The organism is Klebsiella sp. A-Nf5, assembly GCF_002810545.1.
GTDB lineage: Bacteria > Pseudomonadota > Gammaproteobacteria > Enterobacterales > Enterobacteriaceae > Klebsiella > Klebsiella variicola.
The window spans coordinates 16,044-40,335 of the sequence record NZ_PIOG01000282.1; the positions used below are offsets into that span (position 1 = coordinate 16,044).

The 24,292-nt window shown below is 53.9% G+C and carries 22 protein-coding genes; 21 read left to right on the plus strand and 1 reads right to left on the minus strand.

The window, feature by feature from the left end; translation table 11 throughout:
* The first annotated feature begins 196 nt into the window (after positions 1-196).
* The 21 genes from mnmG (at position 197) to CWM53_RS29580 (ending at position 23,440) form a co-directional block, all read left to right on the plus strand.
* The gene (mnmG, locus tag CWM53_RS29470; RefSeq protein WP_061156287.1) at positions 197-2,086 is read left to right on the plus strand and encodes a tRNA uridine-5-carboxymethylaminomethyl(34) synthesis enzyme MnmG; all 1,890 of its coding nucleotides are present in this window, start codon (positions 197-199) and stop codon (positions 2,084-2,086) included.
* Between the two features lie 116 nt (positions 2,087-2,202).
* Positions 2,203-2,826 (plus strand): 16S rRNA (guanine(527)-N(7))-methyltransferase RsmG, encoded by a 624-nt coding sequence (rsmG, locus tag CWM53_RS29475; RefSeq protein WP_050887797.1) that lies wholly within the window; start codon positions 2,203-2,205, stop codon positions 2,824-2,826.
* A 616-nt stretch (positions 2,827-3,442) separates the two neighbouring features.
* On the plus strand, positions 3,443-3,823 hold the full coding sequence (gene atpI / locus CWM53_RS29480; RefSeq protein WP_008806719.1) for a F0F1 ATP synthase subunit I: 381 nt from the start codon (positions 3,443-3,445) through the stop codon (positions 3,821-3,823).
* Between the two features lie 7 nt (positions 3,824-3,830).
* A complete protein-coding gene (gene atpB / locus CWM53_RS29485) occupies positions 3,831-4,646 on the plus strand; it encodes a F0F1 ATP synthase subunit A (RefSeq protein ID WP_016162026.1) in 816 nt (271 codons plus the stop codon).
* Positions 4,647-4,694: 48 nt separating this feature from the next.
* Positions 4,695-4,934: a F0F1 ATP synthase subunit C gene (gene atpE / locus CWM53_RS29490; RefSeq protein WP_000429386.1), complete on the plus strand. Its 240-nt coding sequence runs from the start codon at positions 4,695-4,697 to the stop codon at positions 4,932-4,934.
* 50 nt (positions 4,935-4,984) lie between these two features.
* Positions 4,985-5,455, plus strand: coding sequence for a F0F1 ATP synthase subunit B (gene atpF, locus CWM53_RS29495; RefSeq protein ID WP_004107293.1), 471 nt, complete (start codon positions 4,985-4,987; stop codon positions 5,453-5,455).
* A gap of 14 nt (positions 5,456-5,469) precedes the next feature.
* Positions 5,470-6,003 carry a F0F1 ATP synthase subunit delta gene (gene atpH / locus CWM53_RS29500; RefSeq protein WP_004202307.1) on the plus strand — a complete coding sequence of 178 codons (534 nt, stop codon included), beginning with the start codon at positions 5,470-5,472 and terminating at the stop codon, positions 6,001-6,003.
* A 12-nt stretch (positions 6,004-6,015) separates the two neighbouring features.
* On the plus strand, positions 6,016-7,557 hold the full coding sequence (gene atpA, locus CWM53_RS29505) for a F0F1 ATP synthase subunit alpha (RefSeq protein ID WP_012543303.1): 1,542 nt from the start codon (positions 6,016-6,018) through the stop codon (positions 7,555-7,557).
* Between the two features lie 50 nt (positions 7,558-7,607).
* The gene (gene atpG, locus CWM53_RS29510) at positions 7,608-8,471 is read left to right on the plus strand and encodes a F0F1 ATP synthase subunit gamma (RefSeq protein WP_008806722.1); all 864 of its coding nucleotides are present in this window, start codon (positions 7,608-7,610) and stop codon (positions 8,469-8,471) included.
* A gap of 26 nt (positions 8,472-8,497) precedes the next feature.
* The gene (gene atpD / locus CWM53_RS29515; protein WP_008806723.1) at positions 8,498-9,880 is read left to right on the plus strand and encodes a F0F1 ATP synthase subunit beta; all 1,383 of its coding nucleotides are present in this window, start codon (positions 8,498-8,500) and stop codon (positions 9,878-9,880) included.
* A gap of 20 nt (positions 9,881-9,900) precedes the next feature.
* Positions 9,901-10,320 (plus strand): F0F1 ATP synthase subunit epsilon, encoded by a 420-nt coding sequence (locus CWM53_RS29520; RefSeq protein ID WP_008806724.1) that lies wholly within the window; start codon positions 9,901-9,903, stop codon positions 10,318-10,320.
* Between the two features lie 693 nt (positions 10,321-11,013).
* A complete protein-coding gene (gene glmU / locus CWM53_RS29530; protein WP_061156290.1) occupies positions 11,014-12,384 on the plus strand; it encodes a bifunctional UDP-N-acetylglucosamine diphosphorylase/glucosamine-1-phosphate N-acetyltransferase GlmU in 1,371 nt (456 codons plus the stop codon).
* Between the two features lie 183 nt (positions 12,385-12,567).
* On the plus strand, positions 12,568-14,397 hold the full coding sequence (gene glmS, locus CWM53_RS29535; RefSeq protein WP_061156291.1) for a glutamine--fructose-6-phosphate transaminase (isomerizing): 1,830 nt from the start codon (positions 12,568-12,570) through the stop codon (positions 14,395-14,397).
* A 336-nt stretch (positions 14,398-14,733) separates the two neighbouring features.
* The gene (gene pstS, locus CWM53_RS29540) at positions 14,734-15,774 is read left to right on the plus strand and encodes a phosphate ABC transporter substrate-binding protein PstS (protein WP_061156292.1); all 1,041 of its coding nucleotides are present in this window, start codon (positions 14,734-14,736) and stop codon (positions 15,772-15,774) included.
* Positions 15,775-15,902: 128 nt separating this feature from the next.
* The gene (gene pstC, locus CWM53_RS29545; protein WP_004145004.1) at positions 15,903-16,862 is read left to right on the plus strand and encodes a phosphate ABC transporter permease PstC; all 960 of its coding nucleotides are present in this window, start codon (positions 15,903-15,905) and stop codon (positions 16,860-16,862) included.
* On the plus strand, positions 16,862-17,752 hold the full coding sequence (gene pstA, locus CWM53_RS29550) for a phosphate ABC transporter permease PstA (protein ID WP_061156294.1): 891 nt from the start codon (positions 16,862-16,864) through the stop codon (positions 17,750-17,752). Before pstC ends, pstA begins: the two co-directional genes overlap by 1 nt.
* A 47-nt stretch (positions 17,753-17,799) precedes the next feature.
* Positions 17,800-18,573, plus strand: a complete 774-nt coding sequence (pstB, locus tag CWM53_RS29555) for a phosphate ABC transporter ATP-binding protein PstB (RefSeq protein WP_004145006.1) — start codon at positions 17,800-17,802, stop codon at positions 18,571-18,573.
* A gap of 50 nt (positions 18,574-18,623) precedes the next feature.
* Positions 18,624-19,349, plus strand: a complete 726-nt coding sequence (phoU, locus tag CWM53_RS29560) for a phosphate signaling complex protein PhoU (RefSeq protein ID WP_004145007.1) — start codon at positions 18,624-18,626, stop codon at positions 19,347-19,349.
* 482 nt (positions 19,350-19,831) lie between these two features.
* Positions 19,832-21,466 carry a carbohydrate porin gene (locus tag CWM53_RS29570; protein ID WP_074385291.1) on the plus strand — a complete coding sequence of 545 codons (1,635 nt, stop codon included), beginning with the start codon at positions 19,832-19,834 and terminating at the stop codon, positions 21,464-21,466.
* Positions 21,467-21,504: 38 nt separating this feature from the next.
* Complete coding sequence (locus tag CWM53_RS29575; RefSeq protein ID WP_074385292.1) at positions 21,505-22,671, plus strand: alpha/beta hydrolase-fold protein; 1,167 nt, start codon at positions 21,505-21,507, stop codon at positions 22,669-22,671.
* 49 nt (positions 22,672-22,720) lie between these two features.
* Complete coding sequence (locus CWM53_RS29580; RefSeq protein WP_074385293.1) at positions 22,721-23,440, plus strand: glucosamine-6-phosphate deaminase; 720 nt, start codon at positions 22,721-22,723, stop codon at positions 23,438-23,440.
* Between the two features lie 79 nt (positions 23,441-23,519).
* Here the strand turns inward: CWM53_RS29580 and yieH are convergent, their stop codons facing one another.
* Positions 23,520-24,185, minus strand: a complete 666-nt coding sequence (gene yieH / locus CWM53_RS29585) for a 6-phosphogluconate phosphatase (protein ID WP_008806734.1) — start codon at positions 24,183-24,185, stop codon at positions 23,520-23,522.
* Between the last annotated feature and the right edge of the window lie 107 nt (positions 24,186-24,292).

A 24,292-nucleotide genomic window follows, 5' to 3' on the forward strand; every position in this document is an offset into this window, starting at 1 on the left:
TCTTACTTCGCGGATCCGACTTATCCACAAAGAGAGTCGATCCTAATAAGAGATCACAATAGAACAGATCTCTATATAAAGATCTTCTTTTTAATACTCAGGATCCCGGAGTCTTTCTCAAAAGAGCAAAGCCGAGTAGAATCCACGGCCCGGGCTTCAATCCATTTTCAAACCGCGTTATGCGAGGCAGATCACCATGTTTTATCAGGATCCTTTTGACGTCATTATCATTGGCGGGGGTCATGCAGGCACTGAGGCCGCGATGGCCGCAGCGCGAATGGGCCAACAAACCCTGCTTTTGACACACAATATCGACACGCTGGGGCAGATGAGCTGCAACCCGGCGATTGGCGGCATTGGGAAAGGACACCTGGTAAAAGAAGTGGACGCACTTGGCGGGTTGATGGCAACCGCAATCGATCAGGCGGGTATTCAGTTTAGGATACTAAACGCCAGCAAAGGGCCCGCGGTACGTGCCACTCGTGCCCAGGCAGACCGCGTGCTGTATCGTCAGGCGGTACGCACCGCGCTGGAGAACCAGCCGAACCTGATGATCTTCCAGCAGGCGGTGGAAGATCTGATTGTGGAAAACGATCGCGTCGTGGGTGCCGTCACTCAGATGGGCCTCAAATTCCGCGCTAAAGCGGTGGTGTTGACCGTCGGGACCTTCCTCGATGGCAAAATTCATATTGGTCTGGACAACTACAGCGGCGGCCGTGCCGGCGATCCGCCGTCAATCCCGCTGTCTCGTCGTCTGCGTGAGCTGCCGCTGCGTGTAAGTCGTCTGAAAACAGGTACCCCGCCACGTATTGACGCCCGCACCATCGATTTCAGCGTGCTGGCGCAACAGCACGGCGATAACCCAATGCCGGTCTTCTCGTTCATGGGATCCGCGGATCAGCATCCGCGCCAGGTGCCGTGCTATATCACCCATACCAACGAGAAAACCCATGACGTGATCCGCAATAACCTCGATCGCAGCCCAATGTACGCCGGAGTGATCGAAGGGATCGGGCCACGCTATTGCCCGTCGATCGAAGACAAAGTCATGCGCTTTGCCGATCGCAATCAGCATCAGATCTTCCTTGAACCGGAAGGCCTGACCTCAAACGAAATTTATCCGAACGGTATCTCCACCAGCCTGCCGTTTGATGTGCAAATGCAAATCGTCCGCTCAATGCAGGGGATGGAGAACGCGCGGATCGTCCGTCCTGGCTACGCCATTGAGTACGATTTCTTCGACCCACGCGATCTGAAGCCAACACTCGAGAGCAAATTCATTCAGGGTCTGTTCTTTGCCGGACAGATCAACGGTACCACCGGTTATGAAGAAGCCGCTGCTCAGGGTCTGCTGGCCGGTCTTAACGCCGCCCGCTTCTCTGCGGAAAAAGAGGGCTGGGCGCCACGTCGCGATCAGGCTTATCTCGGCGTGCTGGTGGATGACCTGTGCACCCTGGGTACCAAAGAACCGTACCGCATGTTTACCTCCCGTGCCGAATATCGTCTGATGCTGCGCGAAGATAACGCCGACCTGCGCCTGACCGAACAGGGGCGCGAACTGGGTCTGGTGGACGATGAACGCTGGGCGCGGTACAACGAGAAGCTGGAAAGCATTGAACGTGAACGCCAGCGTCTGAAATCGACCTGGGTGAACCCGCAGGCAGAGAGCGCTGCCGAAGTGAACGCTCACTTGACCGCGCCGTTGTCACGTGAAGCGAGTGGTGAAGATCTGCTGCGTCGTCCAGAAATGACCTACGAACAGCTGGTACAGCTGTCGCCGTTCGCGCCAGGCCTGCAGGATCAACAAGCGGCCGAGCAGGTAGAGATCCAGGTGAAGTATGAGGGTTATATCGCGCGCCAGCAGGATGAGATCGAGAAACAGCAGCGTAACGAGAATACCGTGCTGCCGGCGACGCTCGATTACCGCCAGGTCACCGGGCTGTCTAACGAAGTGATCGCCAAACTGAACGACCATAAGCCGTCGTCGATAGGGCAGGCGTCACGTATTTCCGGGATCACGCCGGCGGCGATCTCTATTTTGCTGGTCTGGCTGAAAAAGCAGGGGATGCTGCGCCGCAGCGCCTGATTGCGGCCACCTGCCAGCGCTGATTTCGCAGTTGCATAATCAGCGTTCGCCTTTATCATTCATAGCCCGGTAAGCGTTAGCGCCTCCGGGCTCATTATTTTTTGAAGGTACTGACCGTGCTCAACAAACTTTCTCGTCTGCTGGATGAAGCGGGTATTTCGCTCACCGATCACCAGAAAAACCAGCTGGTGGCCTACGTCGGGCTGCTCGATAAGTGGAACAAAGCCTATAATCTGACTTCCGTTCGCGATCCGAATGAGATGCTGGTGCGTCATATCCTCGACAGCATCATCGTGGCGCCTTATCTGCAGGGTTCGCGCTTTATCGATGTCGGGACCGGACCGGGGCTCCCTGGCATTCCACTGGCCATCGTGCGTCCGGAGTCGCATTTCACCCTGCTGGACAGTCTTGGCAAGCGCGTGCGCTTCCTGCGTCAGGTGCAGCATGAACTGAATCTGGAGAACATTACTCCGGTGCAAAGTCGCGTGGAAGCCTTCCCTGCCGAACCGCCGTTTGATGGGGTCATCAGTCGCGCCTTCGCGTCGCTCAATGATATGGTGAGCTGGTGCCATCATCTGCCGGCGGCGAACGGTCACTTCTATGCGCTCAAAGGGTTAGCGCAAAAAGAAGAAATGGAAAATCTGCCGGAAGGGTATGCCATTGCCGAGGTGATTGAGCTGCATGTTCCTCAGCTGGAAGGGGAGCGGCACCTGGTGGTGATCACGCCAAAATCGCGTTAGTTTTTATCAAAAAATGTGGAAAAAATGTGGCCTGCGGATGTTACAAAAATAAAGGTCACCTTCCGATGTTATCGGGCTGCATTTAACCATGTTTTTACTATGGCTTTTCTTGCAGTTAACTTAGCGTAAGTGATTCACTGACAAAATAGTCAACTTTGAAAATATCAGGGTGCTAAAAATCGACACGGATAAACAGCATAGTGATGTTAAATTTTTATTATAAATGTCAATAAAAGGTTTTTATTGTATGTGGGGTTGTTTTAGATAATGTCCTCACTTTTTATCTTGAATATCAAAAGCATGAAAAATAGTGTTTTATGTCCTTGATTCATTAAAGGGCACGTGAAATGTTTATTATGTGATCTAATGCACGCTTTAATTGCCGTGTTTACTCACTATTTGCAGTTTTGTATGACCGCTCACAGAACGCTGAAATGCACGGAAAGTTGTCCGTTGGAAAATAATTAAACATTTATTCACTATTTTGCTACTTATTGTTTGAATTCACGGGGCGTCACCGTATAATTTGTCCGCTTTTTGATGCTTGACTCTTCGTCTTAAAGGACGTTTTATACGACACGCGACATACCTCAAAGGGAGCAGGAGTAAAAACGTGATGTCAGTGTCGCTCTTGAGTCGAAACGTTGCTCGCAAGCTTCTGTTTATTCAGTTACTGGCAGTAATAGCAAGTGGACTGCTGTTCAGCCTCAAAGACCCCTTCTGGGGCATTTCCGCAGTATGCGGCGGTTTGGCAGTGGTTTTGCCAAACCTGATGTTTATGATTTTTGCCTGGCGTCATCAGGCGCATACACCAGCAAAAGGCCGTGTGGCCTGGACCTTCGCCTTCGGTGAAGCCTTCAAGGTGTTGCTGACCTTCGCCCTTCTGGCGATGGCGCTGGCTGTTTTAAAAGTGGTATTTATGCCGCTGATCGTGACGTGGGTTTTGGTGCTGGTGGTACAAGTTCTGGCGCCAGCTGTAATTAACAACAAAGGGTAAAGGCATCATGGCTTCAGAAAATATGACGCCGCAGGATTACATAGGACACCATCTGAACAACCTTCAGCTGGACCTACGTACATTCTCGCTGGTGGATCCGCACAACCACACAGCCACCTTCTGGACGCTCAACATTGACTCCATGTTTTTCTCGGTGGTTCTCGGTCTGCTGTTCCTTGCCATGTTCCGTAGCGTTGCTAAGAAAGCGACCAGCGGCGTACCAGGGAAATTCCAAACCTTCATCGAAATGATCATCGGCTTCGTCCATGGCAGCGTCAAAGACATGTACCATGGCAAGAGCAAGGTTATCGCGCCACTGGCGCTGACCGTGTTCGTCTGGGTCTTCCTGATGAACCTGATGGACCTCTTGCCTATCGATTTCTTACCTTGGATCGGTGAGCACATACTCGGCCTGCCTGCACTGCGCGTGGTTCCGTCTGCCGACGTGAACATCACCCTGTCGATGGCGCTTGGCGTGTTCATCCTGATCATTTTCTACAGCATCAAAATGAAAGGCGTAGGTGGGTTCGTTAAAGAACTGACCATGCAGCCGTTCAATCACTGGGCGTTCATTCCTGTCAACTTAATCCTTGAAGGGGTAAGCCTGCTGTCCAAACCGGTTTCTCTTGGTCTGCGACTGTTCGGCAACATGTATGCCGGTGAGCTGATTTTCATTCTGATTGCTGGTCTGTTGCCGTGGTGGTCACAGTGGATCCTGAATGTGCCTTGGGCCATTTTCCACATCCTGATTATTACGCTGCAAGCCTTCATCTTCATGGTTCTGACGATTGTCTATCTGTCGATGGCGTCCGAAGAGCATTGATTTTTACCAACACTACTACGTTTTAACTGAAACAAACTGGAGACTGTCATGGAAAACCTGAATATGGATCTGCTGTACATGGCTGCCGCTGTGATGATGGGTCTGGCGGCAATCGGTGCTGCGATCGGTATCGGCATCCTCGGAGGTAAATTCCTGGAAGGCGCAGCGCGTCAACCGGATCTGATTCCTCTGCTGCGTACTCAGTTCTTTATCGTTATGGGTCTGGTGGATGCTATCCCGATGATCGCTGTAGGTCTGGGTCTGTACGTGATGTTCGCCGTCGCGTAGTAAGTTGTTAGAAACCTAAGCCACAGAGTTAATTAAAGAGGTATTGTGCTGTGAACATGAACGCAACAATCCTCGGCCAGGCCATCGCGTTTGTTATCTTCGTATGGTTCTGCATGAAGTACGTATGGCCGCCTTTAATGGCTGCCATCGAAAAACGCCAGAAAGAGATTTCTGACGGTTTAGCTTCTGCAGAACGCGCTAAGAAAGATTTGGACCTTGCACAGGCCAACGCGACCGACCAGCTGAAAAAAGCGAAAGCGGAAGCCCAGGTAATCATTGAGCAGGCGAACAAGCGTCGCTCTCAGATTCTGGACGAAGCTAAAGCTGAAGCAGAACAGGAACGCACCAAAATCGTTGCACAAGCGCAGGCTGAAATTGATGCTGAGCGTAAACGTGCACGTGAGGAGCTGCGTAAGCAGGTCGCTATCCTGGCTGTTGCTGGCGCCGAGAAGATCATCGAACGTTCCGTGGATGAAGCTGCTAACAGCGACATCGTGGATAAACTTGTCGCTGAACTGTAAGGAGGGAGGGGCTGATGTCTGAATTTGTAACGGTAGCTCGCCCCTACGCCAAAGCAGCTTTTGACTTTGCCGTCGAACACAACAGTGTTGAACGCTGGCAGGATATGCTGGCGTTTGCCGCCGAAGTGACCAAAAACGACCAAATGGCAGAGCTTCTCTCCGGTGCTTTGGCGCCGGAAACGCTCTCAGAAGCGTTTATCGCTATCTGCGGTGAGCAACTCGACGAAAACGGCCAGAACCTGATTAAGGTGATGGCGGAAAACAATCGTCTGAAAGTGCTCCCGGACGTTCTTGAGCAATTCATTCACCTGCGCGCGGCCAGTGAGGCCATCGCAGAGGTAGAAGTAATATCTGCCAACCAACTGAGTGATGAACAGCTTGCCAGGATCGTCAGCGCGATGGAAAAACGTCTGTCACGCAAAGTTAAGCTGAATTGCAAAATCGATAAGTCTGTTATGGCAGGTATTATCATCCGTGCGGGTGATATGGTCATTGATGGTAGCGTACGCGGCCGTCTTGATCGCCTTGCAGACGTCTTGCAGTCTTAAGGGGACTGGAGCATGCAACTGAATTCCACCGAAATCAGCGAACTGATCAAGCAGCGCATTGCTCAGTTCAATGTTGTGAGCGAAGCTCATAACGAAGGTACTATTGTTTCTGTAAGTGACGGTGTTATCCGCATCCACGGCCTTGCCGAATGTATGCAGGGTGAGATGATCTCCCTGCCGGGTAACCGTTACGCTATCGCATTGAACCTGGAGCGCGACTCCGTTGGTGCCGTGGTGATGGGTCCGTATGCTGACCTCGCCGAAGGCATGAAGGTTAAATGTACTGGCCGTATCCTGGAAGTTCCGGTTGGCCGCGGCCTGCTGGGCCGTGTGGTTAACACCCTGGGCGCGCCAATTGATGGTAAAGGTCCGCTGGAAAACGACGGTTTCTCCGCCGTAGAAGCGATCGCACCGGGCGTAATCGAACGTCAGTCCGTCGATCAGCCGGTACAGACCGGTTATAAATCCGTTGACGCCATGATCCCAATCGGTCGTGGTCAGCGTGAACTGATCATCGGCGACCGTCAGACCGGTAAAACTGCGCTGGCTATCGATGCCATCATCAACCAGCGTGATTCCGGTATCAAGTGCGTCTATGTTGCTATCGGCCAGAAAGCGTCCACCATCTCTAACGTGGTGCGTAAACTGGAAGAGCACGGCGCGCTGGCTAACACCATCGTGGTGGTAGCGACTGCATCCGAATCTGCTGCACTGCAATACCTGGCGCCATACGCTGGTTGCGCAATGGGCGAATACTTCCGCGACCGCGGCGAAGATGCGCTGATCATTTACGATGACCTGTCTAAACAGGCTGTTGCTTATCGTCAGATCTCCCTGCTGCTCCGTCGTCCGCCAGGACGTGAAGCCTTCCCGGGCGACGTATTCTACCTCCACTCTCGTCTGCTGGAGCGTGCTGCGCGTGTTAACGCCGAATACGTTGAAGCTTTCACCAAAGGTGAAGTGAAAGGGAAAACCGGTTCTCTGACTGCGCTGCCGATTATCGAAACGCAGGCGGGCGACGTTTCCGCATTCGTTCCGACCAACGTAATCTCCATTACCGATGGTCAGATCTTCCTGGAAACCAACCTGTTTAACGCCGGTATTCGTCCTGCGGTTAACCCGGGTATCTCCGTATCCCGTGTTGGTGGTGCAGCGCAGACCAAGATCATGAAGAAACTGTCCGGTGGTATCCGTACCGCACTGGCGCAGTATCGTGAACTGGCAGCGTTCTCCCAGTTTGCATCCGACCTTGACGATGCAACCCGCAAACAGCTGGACCACGGTCAGAAAGTGACCGAACTGCTGAAACAGAAACAGTATGCGCCGATGTCCGTTGCGCAGCAGTCTCTGGTTCTGTTCGCAGCAGAACGTGGTTACCTGGCTGATGTAGAACTGGCGAAAATCGGTAGCTTCGAAGCCGCTCTGCTGGCTTACGTCGACCGTGATCACGCTCCGCTGATGCAAGAGATTAACCAGTCCGGTGGCTATAACGACGAAATCGAAGGCAAGCTGAAAGGCATCCTCGATTCCTTCAAAGCAACCCAGTCCTGGTAACGTCTGGCGGTCTGTCTTAGGGCAGGCCGCAAGGCATTGAGGAGAAGCTCATGGCCGGCGCAAAAGAGATACGTAGTAAGATCGCAAGCGTCCAGAACACGCAAAAGATCACTAAAGCGATGGAGATGGTCGCCGCTTCCAAAATGCGTAAATCGCAGGAGCGCATGGCGGCCAGCCGTCCTTACGCAGATACTATGCGCAAAGTGATTGGTCACCTTGCGAACGGTAATCTGGAATATAAGCACCCTTACCTGGAAGAACGCGACGTTAAGCGCGTGGGCTACCTGGTGGTGTCGACCGACCGTGGTCTGTGCGGCGGCTTGAACATTAACCTGTTCAAGAAACTGCTGGCGGAAATGAAAGCATGGTCCGATAAAGGCGTTCAGTGCGACCTCGCAATGATCGGCTCTAAAGGCGTCTCTTTCTTTAACGCCGTTGGCGGTAACGTGGTTGCACAGGTGACTGGTATGGGGGATAACCCCTCCCTGTCCGAACTGATCGGCCCGGTAAAAGTGATGTTGCAGGCCTATGATGAAGGCCGTCTGGACAAGCTGTACGTTGTCAGCAACAAATTTATTAACACCATGTCTCAGGTTCCGACGATCACTCAACTGCTGCCGTTACCGGCATCAGAAGACGCTGATCTGAAACGTAAATCCTGGGATTACCTGTACGAACCCGATCCGAAAGCGCTGCTGGATACCCTCCTGCGTCGTTATGTCGAATCTCAGGTCTATCAGGGCGTGGTAGAAAACCTGGCCAGCGAGCAGGCCGCACGTATGGTGGCGATGAAAGCCGCGACCGACAATGGCGGCAGCCTGATTAAAGAGCTGCAGTTGGTATACAACAAAGCTCGACAGGCCAGCATTACTCAGGAACTCACCGAGATCGTCGGTGGTGCATCCGCGGTATAACCAGGTTAATTCGTAGAGGATTCAAGATGGCTACTGGAAAAATTGTCCAGGTAATCGGCGCCGTAGTTGACGTCGAATTCCCTCAGGATGCCGTACCGCGCGTGTACGAAGCTCTTGAGGTGCAGAATGGTAAAGAAGTTCTGGTGCTGGAAGTTCAGCAGCAGCTCGGCGGCGGTATCGTTCGTACCATCGCCATGGGTTCTTCCGATGGTCTTCGCCGCGGTCTGGAAGTAAAAGACCTCGAGCACCCAATCGAAGTCCCGGTAGGTAAAGCAACACTGGGTCGTATCATGAACGTACTGGGTCAGCCGGTCGACATGAAAGGCGATATCGGTGAAGAAGAGCGTTGGGCTATCCACCGTGCAGCACCTTCCTATGAAGAGCTGTCCAGCTCTCAGGAACTGCTGGAAACCGGTATCAAAGTTATCGACCTGATGTGTCCGTTCGCGAAGGGCGGTAAAGTTGGTCTGTTCGGTGGTGCGGGTGTAGGTAAAACCGTAAACATGATGGAGCTGATCCGTAACATCGCGATCGAGCACTCCGGTTACTCTGTGTTTGCGGGCGTCGGTGAGCGTACTCGTGAGGGTAACGACTTCTACCACGAAATGACCGACTCCAACGTTATCGATAAAGTATCCCTGGTTTACGGCCAGATGAACGAGCCGCCGGGAAACCGTCTGCGCGTTGCACTGACCGGCCTGACCATGGCTGAGAAATTCCGTGACGAAGGTCGTGACGTTCTGCTGTTCGTCGATAACATCTATCGTTACACCCTGGCCGGTACTGAAGTATCCGCACTGCTGGGTCGTATGCCTTCAGCGGTAGGTTATCAGCCGACTCTGGCGGAAGAGATGGGCGTTCTGCAGGAACGTATCACCTCCACCAAAACCGGTTCTATCACCTCCGTACAGGCGGTATACGTACCGGCGGATGACTTAACTGACCCATCCCCAGCCACTACCTTTGCTCACTTAGATGCAACCGTAGTACTGAGCCGTCAGATCGCTTCCCTGGGTATCTACCCGGCCGTTGACCCGCTGGACTCCACCAGCCGTCAGCTGGATCCGCTGGTTGTTGGTCAGGAACACTACGACACCGCGCGTGGCGTTCAGTCCATCCTGCAGCGTTATCAGGAACTGAAAGACATCATCGCCATCCTCGGTATGGACGAACTGTCTGAAGAAGACAAACTGGTGGTAGCTCGCGCACGTAAGATCCAGCGCTTCCTGTCCCAGCCGTTCTTCGTAGCAGAAGTCTTTACCGGTTCTCCGGGCAAATACGTGGCGCTGAAAGACACTATCCGTGGCTTTAAAGGCATCATGGAAGGCGAATACGATCACCTGCCAGAGCAGGCGTTCTACATGGTCGGTTCCATCGACGAAGCCGTGGAAAAAGCCAAAAAACTTTAACGCCTTAATCGGAGGGTGATATGGCAATGACTTACCACCTGGACGTCGTCAGCGCAGAGTTACAAATGTTCTCTGGTCTGGTCGAAAAAATCCAGGTAACGGGTAGCGAAGGTGAACTGGGTATTTACCCGGGACACGCGCCGCTGCTCACCGCCATTAAGCCTGGTATGATTCGCATCGTTAAACAGCACGGTCATGAAGAGTTTATCTATCTGTCTGGCGGCATTCTTGAAGTGCAGCCTGGCAGCGTGACCGTTCTGGCGGATACCGCAATTCGCGGTCAGGACCTCGACGAAGCGCGAGCGCTGGAAGCGAAACGCAAAGCCGAAGAGCACATTAAGAGCTCCCACGGCGATGTGGATTACGCTCAGGCGTCTGCGGAACTGGCCAAAGCGATCGCTAAACTGCGCGTTATCGAGTTGACCAAAAAAGCGATGTAACACCGGCTTGAACGTAAAAAGCCAGTCTGGTTTCCAGGCTGGCTTTTTTTATGGCCAGCGGCTGGCGAGCGGGTAAAGTGAAAACAGGATCCACCCTTAATTGTTATTGATTAGTTAAATGATGAGGCGTAGACTCTATTTTGTGATGTATGTCACATAAAAGAACGTTATCAAACTGCACCTGCGTCAGGAAATCATCATGAAACTGTTCCATAAAATCATCGCCAAATTCAGCGTACTGAGCTTCTAAGCCACGCGCTATTCCCCGGCTTGCACGACGTATCGCCCATCAAAACGACAACACTGGCGATGTGAAACCGGTAAATGAAGGTCACCTGACGGTGGCCTTTTGTATTTTATTGATGCCACCAATCACTTCAGCTCTCCTCTGCCTGCGGCTGATTTCCACTCAGTCGGCCCATATCCTGTTGATCTCCGCCAATAGGGCCGCGCTCTGCCGCTTTATTCAGGTGGCGAAAAAACAGCAAAAGCAGTGAGATAGTCAATGATTACCCTCCCCACCCTCCTTTTTCAGCGTTAAACTGATTTGCAGTGGTCAAAAATAGCGTCATAAAATGGTGTATAACCGCGAGCATGGACGTTTTCTCCACGTCTCGTTTTATGATGAAAAATATGTAGAAATTTCAACGTGAAAGGCTTTTACTTTCCGTTCTAACTACCGTCAGGATGAGTATGTCAAATAGTGCGATGAGCGTGGTTATCCTTGCCGCAGGCAAAGGGACCCGCATGTATTCCGATCTTCCTAAGGTGCTGCATACCCTGGCCGGGAAGCCTATGGTGCAGCATGTCATTGATGCCGCTAACGATTTAGGCGCATGTGCGGTGCATCTGGTGTACGGTCACGGTGGCGATCTGCTGCGTCAGACCCTCCATGAAGACAACCTGAATTGGGTGCTGCAGGCCGAGCAGCTCGGAACCGGACACGCCATGCAGCAGGCAGCACCTTTCTTCAATGATGATGAAGACATCCTGATGCTCTATGGCGACGTGCCGCTGATTTCCGTTGAGACGCTACAGCGCCTGCGCGCCGCGAAACCACAGGGTGGTATTGGTCTGCTGACGGTGAAGTTGGATGACCCAACGGGCTACGGCCGCATTACCCGTGAAAATGGCCAGGTGACTGGCATCGTTGAGCACAAAGATGCCAGCGAGGCGCAGCGCCAGATCCAGGAAATCAACACCGGGATCCTGATCGCCGGCGGAGCAGACCTCAAGCGCTGGCTGGCGAAGCTCACCAATAACAACGCTCAGGGCGAATACTACATCACCGATATCATCGCCATGGCGTATCAGGAAGGGCACGAGATCGTCGCGGTGCATCCGCAGCGCCTGAGCGAAGTCGAAGGCGTCAACAATCGCCTGCAGCTTGCGCGCCTGGAGCGCGTTTACCAGGCTGAGCAGGCAGAAAAATTACTGCTGGCGGGCGTGATGCTGCGCGATCCGGCGCGTTTCGATCTGCGCGGTACGCTGCAGCACGGGCGCGATGTGGAGATCGATACTAACGTTATTCTGGAAGGCAATGTGGTGCTGGGCGATCGTGTGAAAATCGGCGCCGGCTGCGTGATCAAAAATAGCACCATCGGCGATGACTGCGAAATTAGCCCCTATAGCGTGGTGGAAGATGCCCTGCTGCAGGCTGCCTGCACCATCGGCCCATTTGCCCGTCTGCGCCCGGGCGCCGAACTGCTGGAAGGCGCCCACGTTGGCAACTTCGTGGAAATGAAAAAAGCGCGTCTCGGGAAAGGCTCCAAGGCGGGTCATCTGACCTATCTGGGCGATGCGGAGATCGGTGATAACGTCAATATCGGCGCCGGCACCATCACCTGCAACTACGATGGCGCGAATAAACACAAAACGATTATTGGCGATGATGTCTTTGTCGGCTCGGATACCCAGCTGGTGGCGCCAGTCACGGTAGGCAACGGTGTTACTATCGCCGCCGGGACCACCGTTACGCGCAATATCGCCGATAACGAACTGGTGTTGAGCCGCGTACCGCAGGTCCACAAGCAGGGCTGGCAGCGTCCGGTGAAGAAGAAATAATTTGGATTGTCGCCGGGGAAATATGCCCGGCGAACCAGGATGAGAGGGTCAATATAGACCCCCGTCCGCAGGCAGTACCATAACAATAACCCCACTCTCTACAAGGCTCGGGGCGCCCGGAAAACGGGCAAATACAGGTCAGCGACAACGCATGGCATATCGCCATTATCAGGAAATTTAACTATGTGTGGAATTGTTGGCGCAGTCGCGCAGCGTGATATTGCTGAAATCCTTCTCGAAGGTTTACGTCGTCTGGAATACCGTGGGTATGACTCTGCCGGTCTGGCGGTGGTCGACAGCGAAGGTCATATGACCCGCGTGCGTCGCCTGGGTAAAGTTCAGATGCTGGCTCAGGCGGTAGAAGAGCAACCGTTACATGGTGGTACCGGGATCGCCCATACTCGCTGGGCGACGCACGGCGAACCGTCTGAGAGCAATGCGCATCCGCATGTTTCTGAACACATTGTGGTGGTCCATAACGGGATCATCGAGAACCATGAGCCGCTGCGTGCCCTGCTGCAGTCTCGCGGCTATGTCTTCGTCACCGAGACCGATACCGAAGTTATCGCCCATCTGGTGCACTGGGAACTGGAACAAGGCGGTACCTTGCGTGAAGCCGTGCTGCGCGCTATTCCGCAGCTGCGCGGCGCCTACGGTACGGTGATCATGGATACCCGTGACCCGGGAACCCTGCTGGCGGCCCGCTCCGGTAGCCCGCTGGTGATTGGCCTGGGAATGGGCGAAAACTTTATCGCTTCCGACCAGCTGGCATTGCTGCCAGTGACCCGCCGCTTTATCTTCCTCGAAGAGGGCGATATTGCCGAAGTCACTCGCCGCTCGGTGGTGATTTTCGATAAATCCGGCGCGGAAGCGAAGCGCCAGGAGATCGAATCTAATCTGCAGTATGACGCTGGCGATAAAGGTATCTACCGCCACTATATGCAGAAAGAGATTTACGAACAGCCGAACGCGATTAAAAACACCCTGACCGGGCGCATCAGCCACGGCGAAGTGGATCTCAGCGAGCTGGGGCCGAATGCCAATGAAATGCTGGCTCAGGTTGAACATATTCAGATTGTTGCCTGCGGGACTTCCTATAACTCCGGGATGGTCTCCCGTTACTGGTTCGAAGCATTAGCCGGCGTCCCGTGCGATGTGGAAATCGCCTCGGAATTCCGCTATCGCAAGTCCGCGGTGCGTCGCAACAGTCTGATGATCACCCTCTCCCAGTCGGGTGAAACCGCCGATACCCTGGCGGCGCTGCGCCTCTCTAAAGAGCTGGGCTATCTCGGCTCGCTGGCCATCTGTAACGTGGCGGGTTCGTCACTGGTGCGTGAGTCCGATCTGGCGCTGATGACCAAAGCCGGTACTGAAATCGGCGTGGCCTCAACTAAAGCCTTTACCACTCAGCTGACCGTGCTGTTGATGCTGGTGGCGAAACTGGCGCGTCTGAAAGGTCAGGATGCGGCGATTGAGCACGATATCGTGCACGGTCTGCAGGCGCTGCCGAACCGTATCGAGCAGATGCTCTCCCAGGACAAGCGTATTGAACAGCTGGCAGAGCGTTTCTCTGATAAGCACCATGCGCTGTTCCTCGGCCGCGGCGATCAGTACCCGATCGCCATGGAAGGAGCGCTGAAGCTGAAAGAGATCTCCTACATTCACGCGGAAGCCTATGCGGCAGGTGAGCTGAAACATGGCCCGCTGGCGCTGATTGATGCGGAAATGCCGGTGATTGTGGTGGCGCCGAACAACGAGCTGCTGGAAAAACTGAAATCCAACATCGAAGAGGTTCGTGCCCGCGGCGGCGAGCTGTACGTCTTCGCCGACGGTGACGCCGGCTTCAACGGTAGCGATAACATGCACATCATTGAGATGCCGCATGTCGAAGAGATGATCGCCCCTATCTTCTATACGGTACCGCTGCAGCTGTTGGCTTATCACGTCGCGCTGATCAAAGGCACTGACGTTGACCAGCCGCGTAACCTGGCGAAATCGGTGACTGTGGAGTAAAGCATCATATCTTGCAAAGGGCTGCCGGCGGCAGCCCTTTTTATTTTCACCTGCTGTTCATCACCGAACTTGCGCGAAATATTTTGGCTGGCGGTAGATGACAAACGATCGTTTTGCGGTTCGATTTTTCTGTCATAAAAAGAAAATTATTCTGTCATTGCACGGTCATGATTACAGATAACCATCTGAGTTATATGACTATTATTTGCTATAAAATCCCTTCTTTCGACCTGTCATAAAACTGTCATAATTCGTACATTTTACTGTCACCTCTTTGACCTATTTTGCTCACCATAGCCTCGAAACAATGATTTACGAATCCCAGCAGGAGACATTATGAACGTTATGCGTACCACCGTCGCAACAGTTGTCGCCGCGACCTTATCGATGAGCGCTTTCTCTGCCTTCGCAGCAGCAAGCCTGACTGGCGCAGGCGCAACTTTCCCTGCGCCGGTGTATGCCAAATGGGCTGACACCTATCAGAAAGAAACGGGCAATAAAGTGAACTACCAGGGCATTGGTTCCTCTGGTGGCGTTAAGCAGATTATTGCTAACACCGTTGATTTCGGTGCTTCTGATGCTCCGCTGGCTGATGACAAACTGACTCAGGAAGGGCTGTTCCAGTTCCCCACCGTAATTGGCGGCGTGGTGCTGGCGGTTAACCTGCCTGGCGTGAAATCCGGCGAACTGGTGCTGGATGGCAAAACCCTCGGTGATATCTATCTGGGTAAAATTAAAAAATGGGATGACGAAGCGATCGCTAAACTCAACCCGGGCCTGAAGCTGCCTTCACAGAACATTGCCGTGGTTCGCCGCGCTGATGGTTCCGGTACCTCCTTCGTCTTCACCAGCTACCTGTCCAAGGTGAATGAAGAGTGGAAATCGAAAATCGGTGCAGGTTCTACCGTAAACTGGCCAACCGGACTGGGCGGCAAAGGTAACGACGGTATCGCCGCCTTTGTTCAGCGTCTGCCGGGCTCTATTGGTTACGTCGAATACGCTTACGCCAAGCAAAACAACCTCGCGTACACCAAGCTGGTGTCCGCTGGTGGCAAGCCGGTTAGCCCGACTGAAGATAACTTCGCTAACGCCGCGAAAGGCGTTGACTGGAGCAAGTCCTTCGCACAGGACCTGACCAACCAGAAAGGTGAAAATGCATGGCCGATCACCTCAACCACCTTCATCCTGGTGCATAAGGCGACCAACAAGCCGGAACAGACCGCTGAAGTGTTGAAGTTCTTCGACTGGGCGTATAAAAACGGCGCGAAAGAAGCAAATGCACTGGATTACGCGACGCTGCCGGAAAGCGTGGTAGAGCAGGTTCGTGCAGCATGGAAAACCAACGTCAAAGACAGCAGCGGTAAAGCGCTGTACTAACAGTAGATTTTTGACGAAGATGGCGGGGGCGTTCAGGCGCTGCCCGCCCTACGGTTCAGACTGTAGGCCCGGGAGCGAACGCCACCGGGCATTTATTCGAACAAGTTTTAATACGTAAAGAGTAATCTATGGCTGCAACCAAGCCTGCATTTACCCCTCCGGGGAAAAAGGGTGACATGATTTTCAGTGCGCTGGTAAAACTGGCTGCGCTGATTGTCCTGTTGATGCTGGGCGGCATCATCGTTTCCCTGATCATCTCTTCCTGGCCGAGCATTCAAAAGTTTGGCTTTGCCTTTTTGTGGACCAAGGAGTGGGATGCGCCAAACGAAATCTTCGGTGCGCTGGTACCGATTTACGGAACCCTGGTCACCTCCTTTATCGCGCTGCTGATTGCCGTCCCGGTGAGTTTTGGCATCGCGCTGTTTCTGACCGAACTGTCCCCCGCCTGGCTCAAGCGCCCGCTGGGTATTGCGATTGAGCTGCTGGCGGCAATCCCGAGTATCGTATACGGCATGTGGGGCCTGTTTATTTTCGCCCCGCTGTTTGCGACTTACTTCCAGGAGCCGGTCGGTAACGTCCTGTCGACCATCCCGTTCGTCGGCGCGCTGTTTGCCGGCCCGGCGTTTGGTATCGGTATTCTCGCCGCTGGCGTCATTCTGGCCATCATGATCATCCCTTATATCGCCGCGGTCATGCGCGATGTCTTCGAACAGACGCCGGTGATGATGAAAGAGTCGGCCTATGGCATCGGCTGCACCACCTGGGAGGTGATCTGGCGCATTGTCTTACCGTTCACCAAGAATGGGGTGATCGGCGGGGTGATGCTCGGTCTGGGCCGCGCGCTGGGTGAAACCATGGCGGTCACTTTTATCATCGGCAACACCTACCAGCTCGACAGCATCTCGTTGTATATGCCAGGGAACAGCATTACTTCCGCGCTGGCTAATGAGTTCGCCGAAGCGGAAACCGGACTGCACGTGGCGGCGCTGATGGAGCTGGGCCTGATCCTGTTCGTTATCACCTTTATCGTTCTGGCCGCGTCTAAGTTCATGATTATGCGCCTCGCGAAGAATGAGGGGGCACGCTAATGGCGACCATTGAATTGCAAACCACTACCGAGCTGGCGGAGTCCCGTCGCAAGATGCAGGCCAAACGCCGCATGAAGAACCGTATCGCTCTGGCGCTGTCCATAGCGACCATGGCGTTTGGTTTGTTCTGGCTTATCTGGATCCTGATGGCGACGATAACCCGCGGTTTCGATGGCATGAGTCTGGCGCTGTTCACCGAAATGACGCCGCCGCCGAACACGGCAGGCGGTGGCCTGGCCAACGCCCTCGCCGGCAGCGGCCTGCTGATCCTGTGGGCGACCGTCTTTGGTACGCCGCTGGGGATCATGGCGGGTATCTATCTGGCGGAGTACGGCCGCAAGTCGGTACTGGCGGAAATCATCCGTTTTATCAACGATATTCTGCTTTCCGCGCCGTCTATCGTGGTCGGCCTGTTCGTCTACACCATCGTGGTGGCGCAGATGCAACACTTCTCGGGCTGGGCGGGCGTTATCGCGCTGGCGCTGCTGCAGGTGCCTATCGTTATTCGTACCACCGAAAATATGCTGAAGCTGGTGCCGGATAGCCTGCGTGAAGCGGCCTATGCGCTGGGGACGCCGAAGTGGAAGATGATCTCGGCGATTACCCTGAAAGCGTCCGTCTCGGGGATTATGACCGGGATCCTGCTGGCAATCGCTCGTATTGCCGGGGAAACGGCTCCCCTGCTGTTCACCGCGCTCTCCAACCAGTTCTGGAGCACCGACATGATGCAGCCGATTGCCAACCTGCCGGTGACCATTTTCAAATTTGCCATGAGTCCGTTTGCGGAGTGGCAGCAACTGGCATGGGCCGGGGTATTGATTATCACCCTGTGCGTCTTGCTGCTGAACATCCTGGCGCGCGTTATCTTCGCCAAGAAGAAACACGGTTAATTTTTTGCGGCGCAGCGGCTGCTGCGCTGAATGAGGAAGAGATTGAGATGAGTATGGTGAATACAGCTCCGGGTAAGATTTCAGTTCGTAACCTGAACTTCTACTACGGCAAATTCCATGCCCTGAAGAACATCAACCTGGATATCACCAAAAACCAGGTGACGGCGTTTATCGGTCCGTCAGGCTGTGGTAAATCCACCCTGCTGCGCACGTTCAACAAAATGTTTGAACTGTATCCGGAGCAGCGCGCGGAAGGCGAGATCCTGCTGGATGGCGATAATATTCTGACCAACACCCAGGATATCGCCCTGCTGCGCGCCAAGGTTGGCATGGTATTCCAGAAACCGACGCCGTTCCCGATGTCCATTTATGACAATATCGCCTTCGGCGTGCGCCTGTTTGAAAAGCTGTCCCGTGCCGATATGGACGAGCGCGTGCAGTGGGCGCTGACCAAAGCCGCATTATGGAACGAAACCAAAGATAAACTGCACCAGAGCGGGTATTCTCTCTCCGGTGGCCAGCAACAGCGCCTGTGCATCGCGCGCGGTATCGCGATCCGTCCGGAAGTCCTGCTGCTTGATGAGCCGTGCTCCGCGCTGGACCCGATCTCCACCGGGCGTATCGAAGAGCTGATCACCGAGCTGAAACAGGACTACACCGTCGTTATCGTGACTCACAACATGCAGCAGGCTGCGCGTTGCTCCGACCATACGGCATTTATGTATCTTGGCGAGCTGATTGAGTTCAGCAACACGGACGACCTGTTCACCAAGCCCGCGAAGAAACAAACTGAAGATTATATTACTGGCCGCTACGGTTGATTTGCCCTTGTGCTTTCAGGCTCTCACCAGTTGGGCAATCAGGAGACACCATGGACAACCTAAATCTTAACAAACATATATCCGGCCAGTTCAACGCTGAACTGGAGTATATCCGCACCCAGGTGATGACCATGGGTGGGCTGGTGGAGCAACAGCTTTCTGATGCGATCACCGCCATGCATAACCAGGACAGCGATCTGGCGAAACGCGTCATCGACGGCGACAAGCAGGTCAACATGATGGAAGTGGCGATCGACGAGGCCTGCGTGCGCATCATCGCCAAGCGCCAGCCGACCGCCAGCGACCTGCGCCTGGTGATGGCGATCATCAAGACTATCGCTGAGCTGGAACGCATCGGCGACGTGGCGGATAAAATCTGCCGCACCGCGCTGGAGAAGTTTTCCCAGCAGCACCAGCCGCTGCTGGTGAGCCTCGAATCGCTGGGCCGTCACACGGTGCAGATGCTGCATGACGTACTGGATGCGTTTGCGCGTATGGATCTCGACGAAGCGGTACGTATTTATCGCGAAGATAAGAAAGTCGACCAGGAGTATGAAGGCATCGTGCGCCAGCTGATGACCTACATGATGGAAGACTCGCGCACTATCCCGAGCGTCCTGACCGCGCTGTTCTGCGCGCGTTCGATCGAGCGCATCGGCGACCGCTGCCAGAATATCTGCGAATATATTTTCTACTTCGTCAAAGGTCAGGATTTCCGTCACGTTGGCGGCGATGAGCTGGATAAACTGCTCGCCGGCAAAGATCCGAAAGAGTAATAATCATTCTGTCTAATTCTGGTAAATGGATTTATCAGGATTAGATATAATTTTTCCCGCGGCAGCGAGATTGCTGAGATTATCGTCACAATTAACAATCTGCCCGTTTGAGTTCTTCATTTTATCGCGTAACAATCAACGCCCACTCCTGAGCTTAAACGCTCAGGGTGGTTTAAACGGATTGTGACTGCGACAGCAGGCAAAACCTGATATTGCCCCTACGGCGGCGGTATCAGGTTTTTTTGTTTTATGCGGGCCAATAATGGCTGAATGAGGGTTGCTACCGCGATGTGCGGGCAAAACCTGAAGAGGATTATCTGTTAAGGCAGATGGTCTTCTTCAGGTTTTTTTTTGCTTTTGTCTAACTGCAAAAATAACAGCCGCCGCGACCTCAAACGGTATGGATACGGCTATTCGAACCTGCGCGGGATGCTTGTTGCTGTCGTGTTTTATTTACGCCAATACTTATATAAGGGAATATTATGATGAGAAAAACCAGGATCGCTCCGGCGATGGTATTGCTGGCACCGCTTTGTTATTCCACCACTCTGATAGCGAGCCCGTTGACGGTGGAGCAACGGCTTGAGCTGCTGGAAAAAGCGCTCAAAGACACGCAAAAAGAACTCAAAAAATATCAGGACCAGGAGAGAAAAAGAGACCAGATTTGGGCCTCATGGTCTCCGCCAGCAGAAGGTCAGAAGCGCAAGACCGGGGTGGCGACCGCCGGGCCGAAAACAGCGGTGAAACCGGATGCGGTGCTGGTCAAAAATCAACAACCAGCCACGGACGGCGCGCCAGCCTATAGCGCGATGACGCTGAAAGATTTTAGCACGTTCGTGAAAGATGAAATTGGCTTTAGCTATAACGGCTACTTCCGTTCCGGATGGGGTACCGCCTCGCACGGCTCGCCAAAATCGTGGGCGATTGGCTCGCTTGGCCGCCTGGGCAATGAATATTCCGGCTGGTTCGATCTGCAGCTGAAGCAGCGGGTGTTTCAGGAAGGCGATAAACGCGTTGATGCCATCGTGATGCTCGACGGTAACGTCGGCCAGCAGTATTCCGCTGGCTGGTTTGGTGACAACGCTGGCGGCGAAAACTACATCCAGTTCTCGGATATGTACGTTAACACCAAAGGGTTCCTGCCGTTTGCCCCGGAAGCCGATTTCTGGGTCGGCAAACACGGGGCGCCAAAAATCGAAATCCAGATGCTGGACTGGAAAACGCAGAGAACCGATGCGGCGGCCGGCGTGGGGCTGGAAAACTGGCAGGTGGGCGCCGGGAAATTCGATATCGCATTGGTCCGAGAAGATGTCGATGATTACGACCGTTCTTTGAGCAATAAGCAGCAAATTAACACCAACACCCTGGACGTCCGCTACAAAGCGATTCCGCTGTGGGATAAAGCCAGCCTGATGGTCAGCGGGCGCTATGTCGCTGCCAACCAAAGTTCCTCGGAGAAATATAAAGAGGGCAATGAAGGTTATTATCCGTGGAAAGATACCTGGATGGCAGGCACCTCGTTAACGCAGAAATGGGCTAACGGCGGCTTTAACGAATTCTCTTTCTTACTGGCGAATAATTCTATTGCCAGCAGCTTCTCGCGCTATGCCGGATCCAGCCCCTATACCACTTTTAACGGCCGCTATTATGGCGATCATACCAATGGCACCGCGGTGCGCTTAACCTCGCAGGGAGAAACCTATTTACGCGATGACATTATTATGGCGAATGCCATCGTCTACTCCTTTGGTAACGACGTCTATAGCTACGAGACCGGGGCCCACTCCGATTTTGAATCCATTCGCACGGTCCTGCGACCGGCTTATATCTGGGATAAATATAACCAGACCGGCGTCGAGCTGGGATACTTCAAACAGCAAAACAAAGATGTTACCGGCAAGAAATATAACGAGTCCGGCTACAAGACCACGCTGTTCCATACCTTCAAAGTCAATACCAGTATGCTGACCTCGCGCCCGGAAATTCGCTTCTATGCCACCTATATTAAAGCGAAGGATATCGACCTGGATAAGGCAGCGAATAATACCACCAGCATTTTTGAAGACGGTAAAAACGATCAGTTTGCCGTGGGGGCGCAGGCGGAAATCTGGTGGTAAGACGATAACAGAACGGACACAACGGAAGAGGAATAACGATGAAACGACATGCAATTTATTTCGCACTGGCGCTGGCGGGCGCGGCGTTTACCCTCCAGGCGGCGCCATTACCCGCGATGCCGGATCCCACCCTGCCGGTGAGCCACTTTATTACCCAGGTTAACGCGGATAAGAGTATCACTTATCGCCTGTTTGCTCCCGATGCCCGGCGGGTCTCGGTAGTGACCGGCGCCACGCCGGACTCCTTTGTCTCACACGACATGACCAAAGAGGCTCAGGGGGTGTGGACATGGAAAAGTGAGCCGATGAAACCCAATCTCTATGAATACTATTTCGATGTGGATGGCTTCCGCTCGGTGGATACCGGCAGTCGCTATCAGAAGCCGCAGCGCCAGGTGAATACCAGCTTGATTCTGGTACCTGGTAGTATTCTCGACGATCGGGCGGTCGCGCATGGCGATCTGCGCACCCTCACTTATCACTCGAAGGCACTGAACGCCGAACGTCGTCTCTATGTCTGGACGCCGCCGGGCTATAGCGGAACCGGCGATCCGCTGCCAGTGCTCTATTTCTATCATGGCTTTGGCGACAGCGGTCTGTCGGCCATCGATCAGGGGCGTATCCCGCAGATCATGGATAACCTGCTGGCGGAGGGCAAAATCAAGCCGATGCTGGTGGTGGTCCCGGATACCGAAACCGACACCCCGGAAGCGGTCGCGGAAAACTTCCCGCCGCAGGAGCGGCGCAAAAACTTCTATCCGCTCAATGCACAGGCGGCGGATAACGAGTTGATGCAGGATATTATTCCGCTGATCGATACCCGGTTTAACGCGCGTAAAGATGCCGATGGCCGGGCGCTGGCTGGCCTGTCACAGGGCGGTTATCAGGCGCTGGTTTCCGGAATGAACCATCTGGATAGTTTTGGCTGGCTTGCCACCTTTAGCGGTGTCACGACCACCACGGTGCCGAATGCCGGCGTGGAAGCGCAGCTGAAGCATCCTGACGCGATCAATAAGCAACTGCGTAACTTTACCGTGGTCGTCGGGGAAAAAGATTCCGTAACCGGTAAAGACATCGCTGGTCTGAAAAGCGAGCTGGAAAAACAGAAGATCAACTTCGACTATCACTCGTATCCCGGCCTGAACCATGAAATGGACGTCTGGCGCCCGGCCTACGCCGAGTTTGTGCAGAAACTGTTTAAATAACCGTTAGGGGGCCTTCAGCCCCCGTTTTGTGCTTGTGAAGGACGACAAGATGAAAATGATTGTGACTGAAGATTATGAAGAGATGAGCCTGGTCGCCAGCCATCATGTTCTGGGCTATATCACGGCGCCGCGGCGGGTGAATCTCGCCGTGACGGCCGGCAGCACGCCAAAGCGGATGTATGAGCATCTAACCGCCGCCGTGAAAGGCAAAGCATTCTATGATCGGGTGCACTATTACAACTTCGATGAGATACCCTTTCGCGGCCAGTCGCGAGAAGGCGTCACGATATCTAATCTGCGCCAGCTGTTTTTTACCCCGGCGCAGATCAAAGAAGAGAATATTCACAAGCTGACGCTGGACAACGCCGCTCAGCACGATCGCCAGCTGGAAGAGGCTGGTGGCCTTGACCTGATGGTGCTGGGGCTGGGGGCCGACGGCCATTTTTGCGGCAACCTGCCGAATACCACCCGCTTTCATGATCAGACGGTTGAAGTGCCGATTCATGGGGAAATGATTGATATTGTCGCTAACGGCGAGATGGGTGGGGATTTTTCCGTCGTGCCCGATAGCTATGTCACCATGGGGCCGAGAAGCGTGATGGCGGCAAAAAATCTGCTGTTGATCGTGAGCGGCGCGGCGAAGGCGCAAGTCCTTAAGCAGGTGGTTGAAGGCCCGGTCAGCGAGCAGGTGCCGGCGTCGGTGCTCAAATTACACCCTTCACTGGTGATTATTGCCGATAAGGCGGCAGTCACTGAATTGCAGCCATAACCAGTCGCTGGTTCTATTCCCCGCTTGCGCAGACGCTTAGCGGGGCTACATCGATGCCAATGTGCCGCTCACCAGGCCCTTAACGCGTGATATCCCAGCCGCGCGCTTGCCACAATGCCGGCAGCTCTGCCAGATCGGTAAAGGTGGTCACTTTGGGATGATCGATCGGCTGGTTGTGCGGATCGGCGCAGAAATAAAACACCTCCATACCGGCGGCAATCCCCGACTGAGCACCGGCGCTGGAGTCATCCACCAGGATACAGTTTTCGGCTTTTACCTGCATGGCCTCTGCCGCATGAAACATCAGCGCCGGGTCAGGCTTCCAGCGCTGAATATCGTAGCCGCTGTACAAGCGGTCAGCGAAATGGTGCAGCAGGCCGGTGCGGCCAAGAGAGTGCTGCATTTTACTGACCGGGCCATTGGAAACCACGCACATCGGGACGCTTACCGCATCCAGCAGCGCCTGGGCTCCGGCAATCACCTCCAGTTCGCTATCAAACAGGCGAGCGACCTCCGCACGGTAAATGGGCTCCAGCGTCGCTTTTTGCAGGTTAACGCCATGCTCAGCGTTGATAGTGTCGATAATTTCGTACAGCTTCACCCCTTTGAAGCGCTTAAAAATCTCGGCAAGGTCCAGCGTAATGCCGAATTCCTGGAACATGTGAACGTAGGCGCGGGAGCAAATCACCTCACTGTCGACCAGTGTGCCGTCACAGTCAAAAAATACTGCTTCTGGTTGAGTCATAGTCTTTCCGTATTAACAAGTTTAACGTTTTCGTCATGCCCAATGCCGCGACGCAATCGTTGCCGTATAAGCAAAATAAATGAAAAAAATTACCATACAACTGCGCC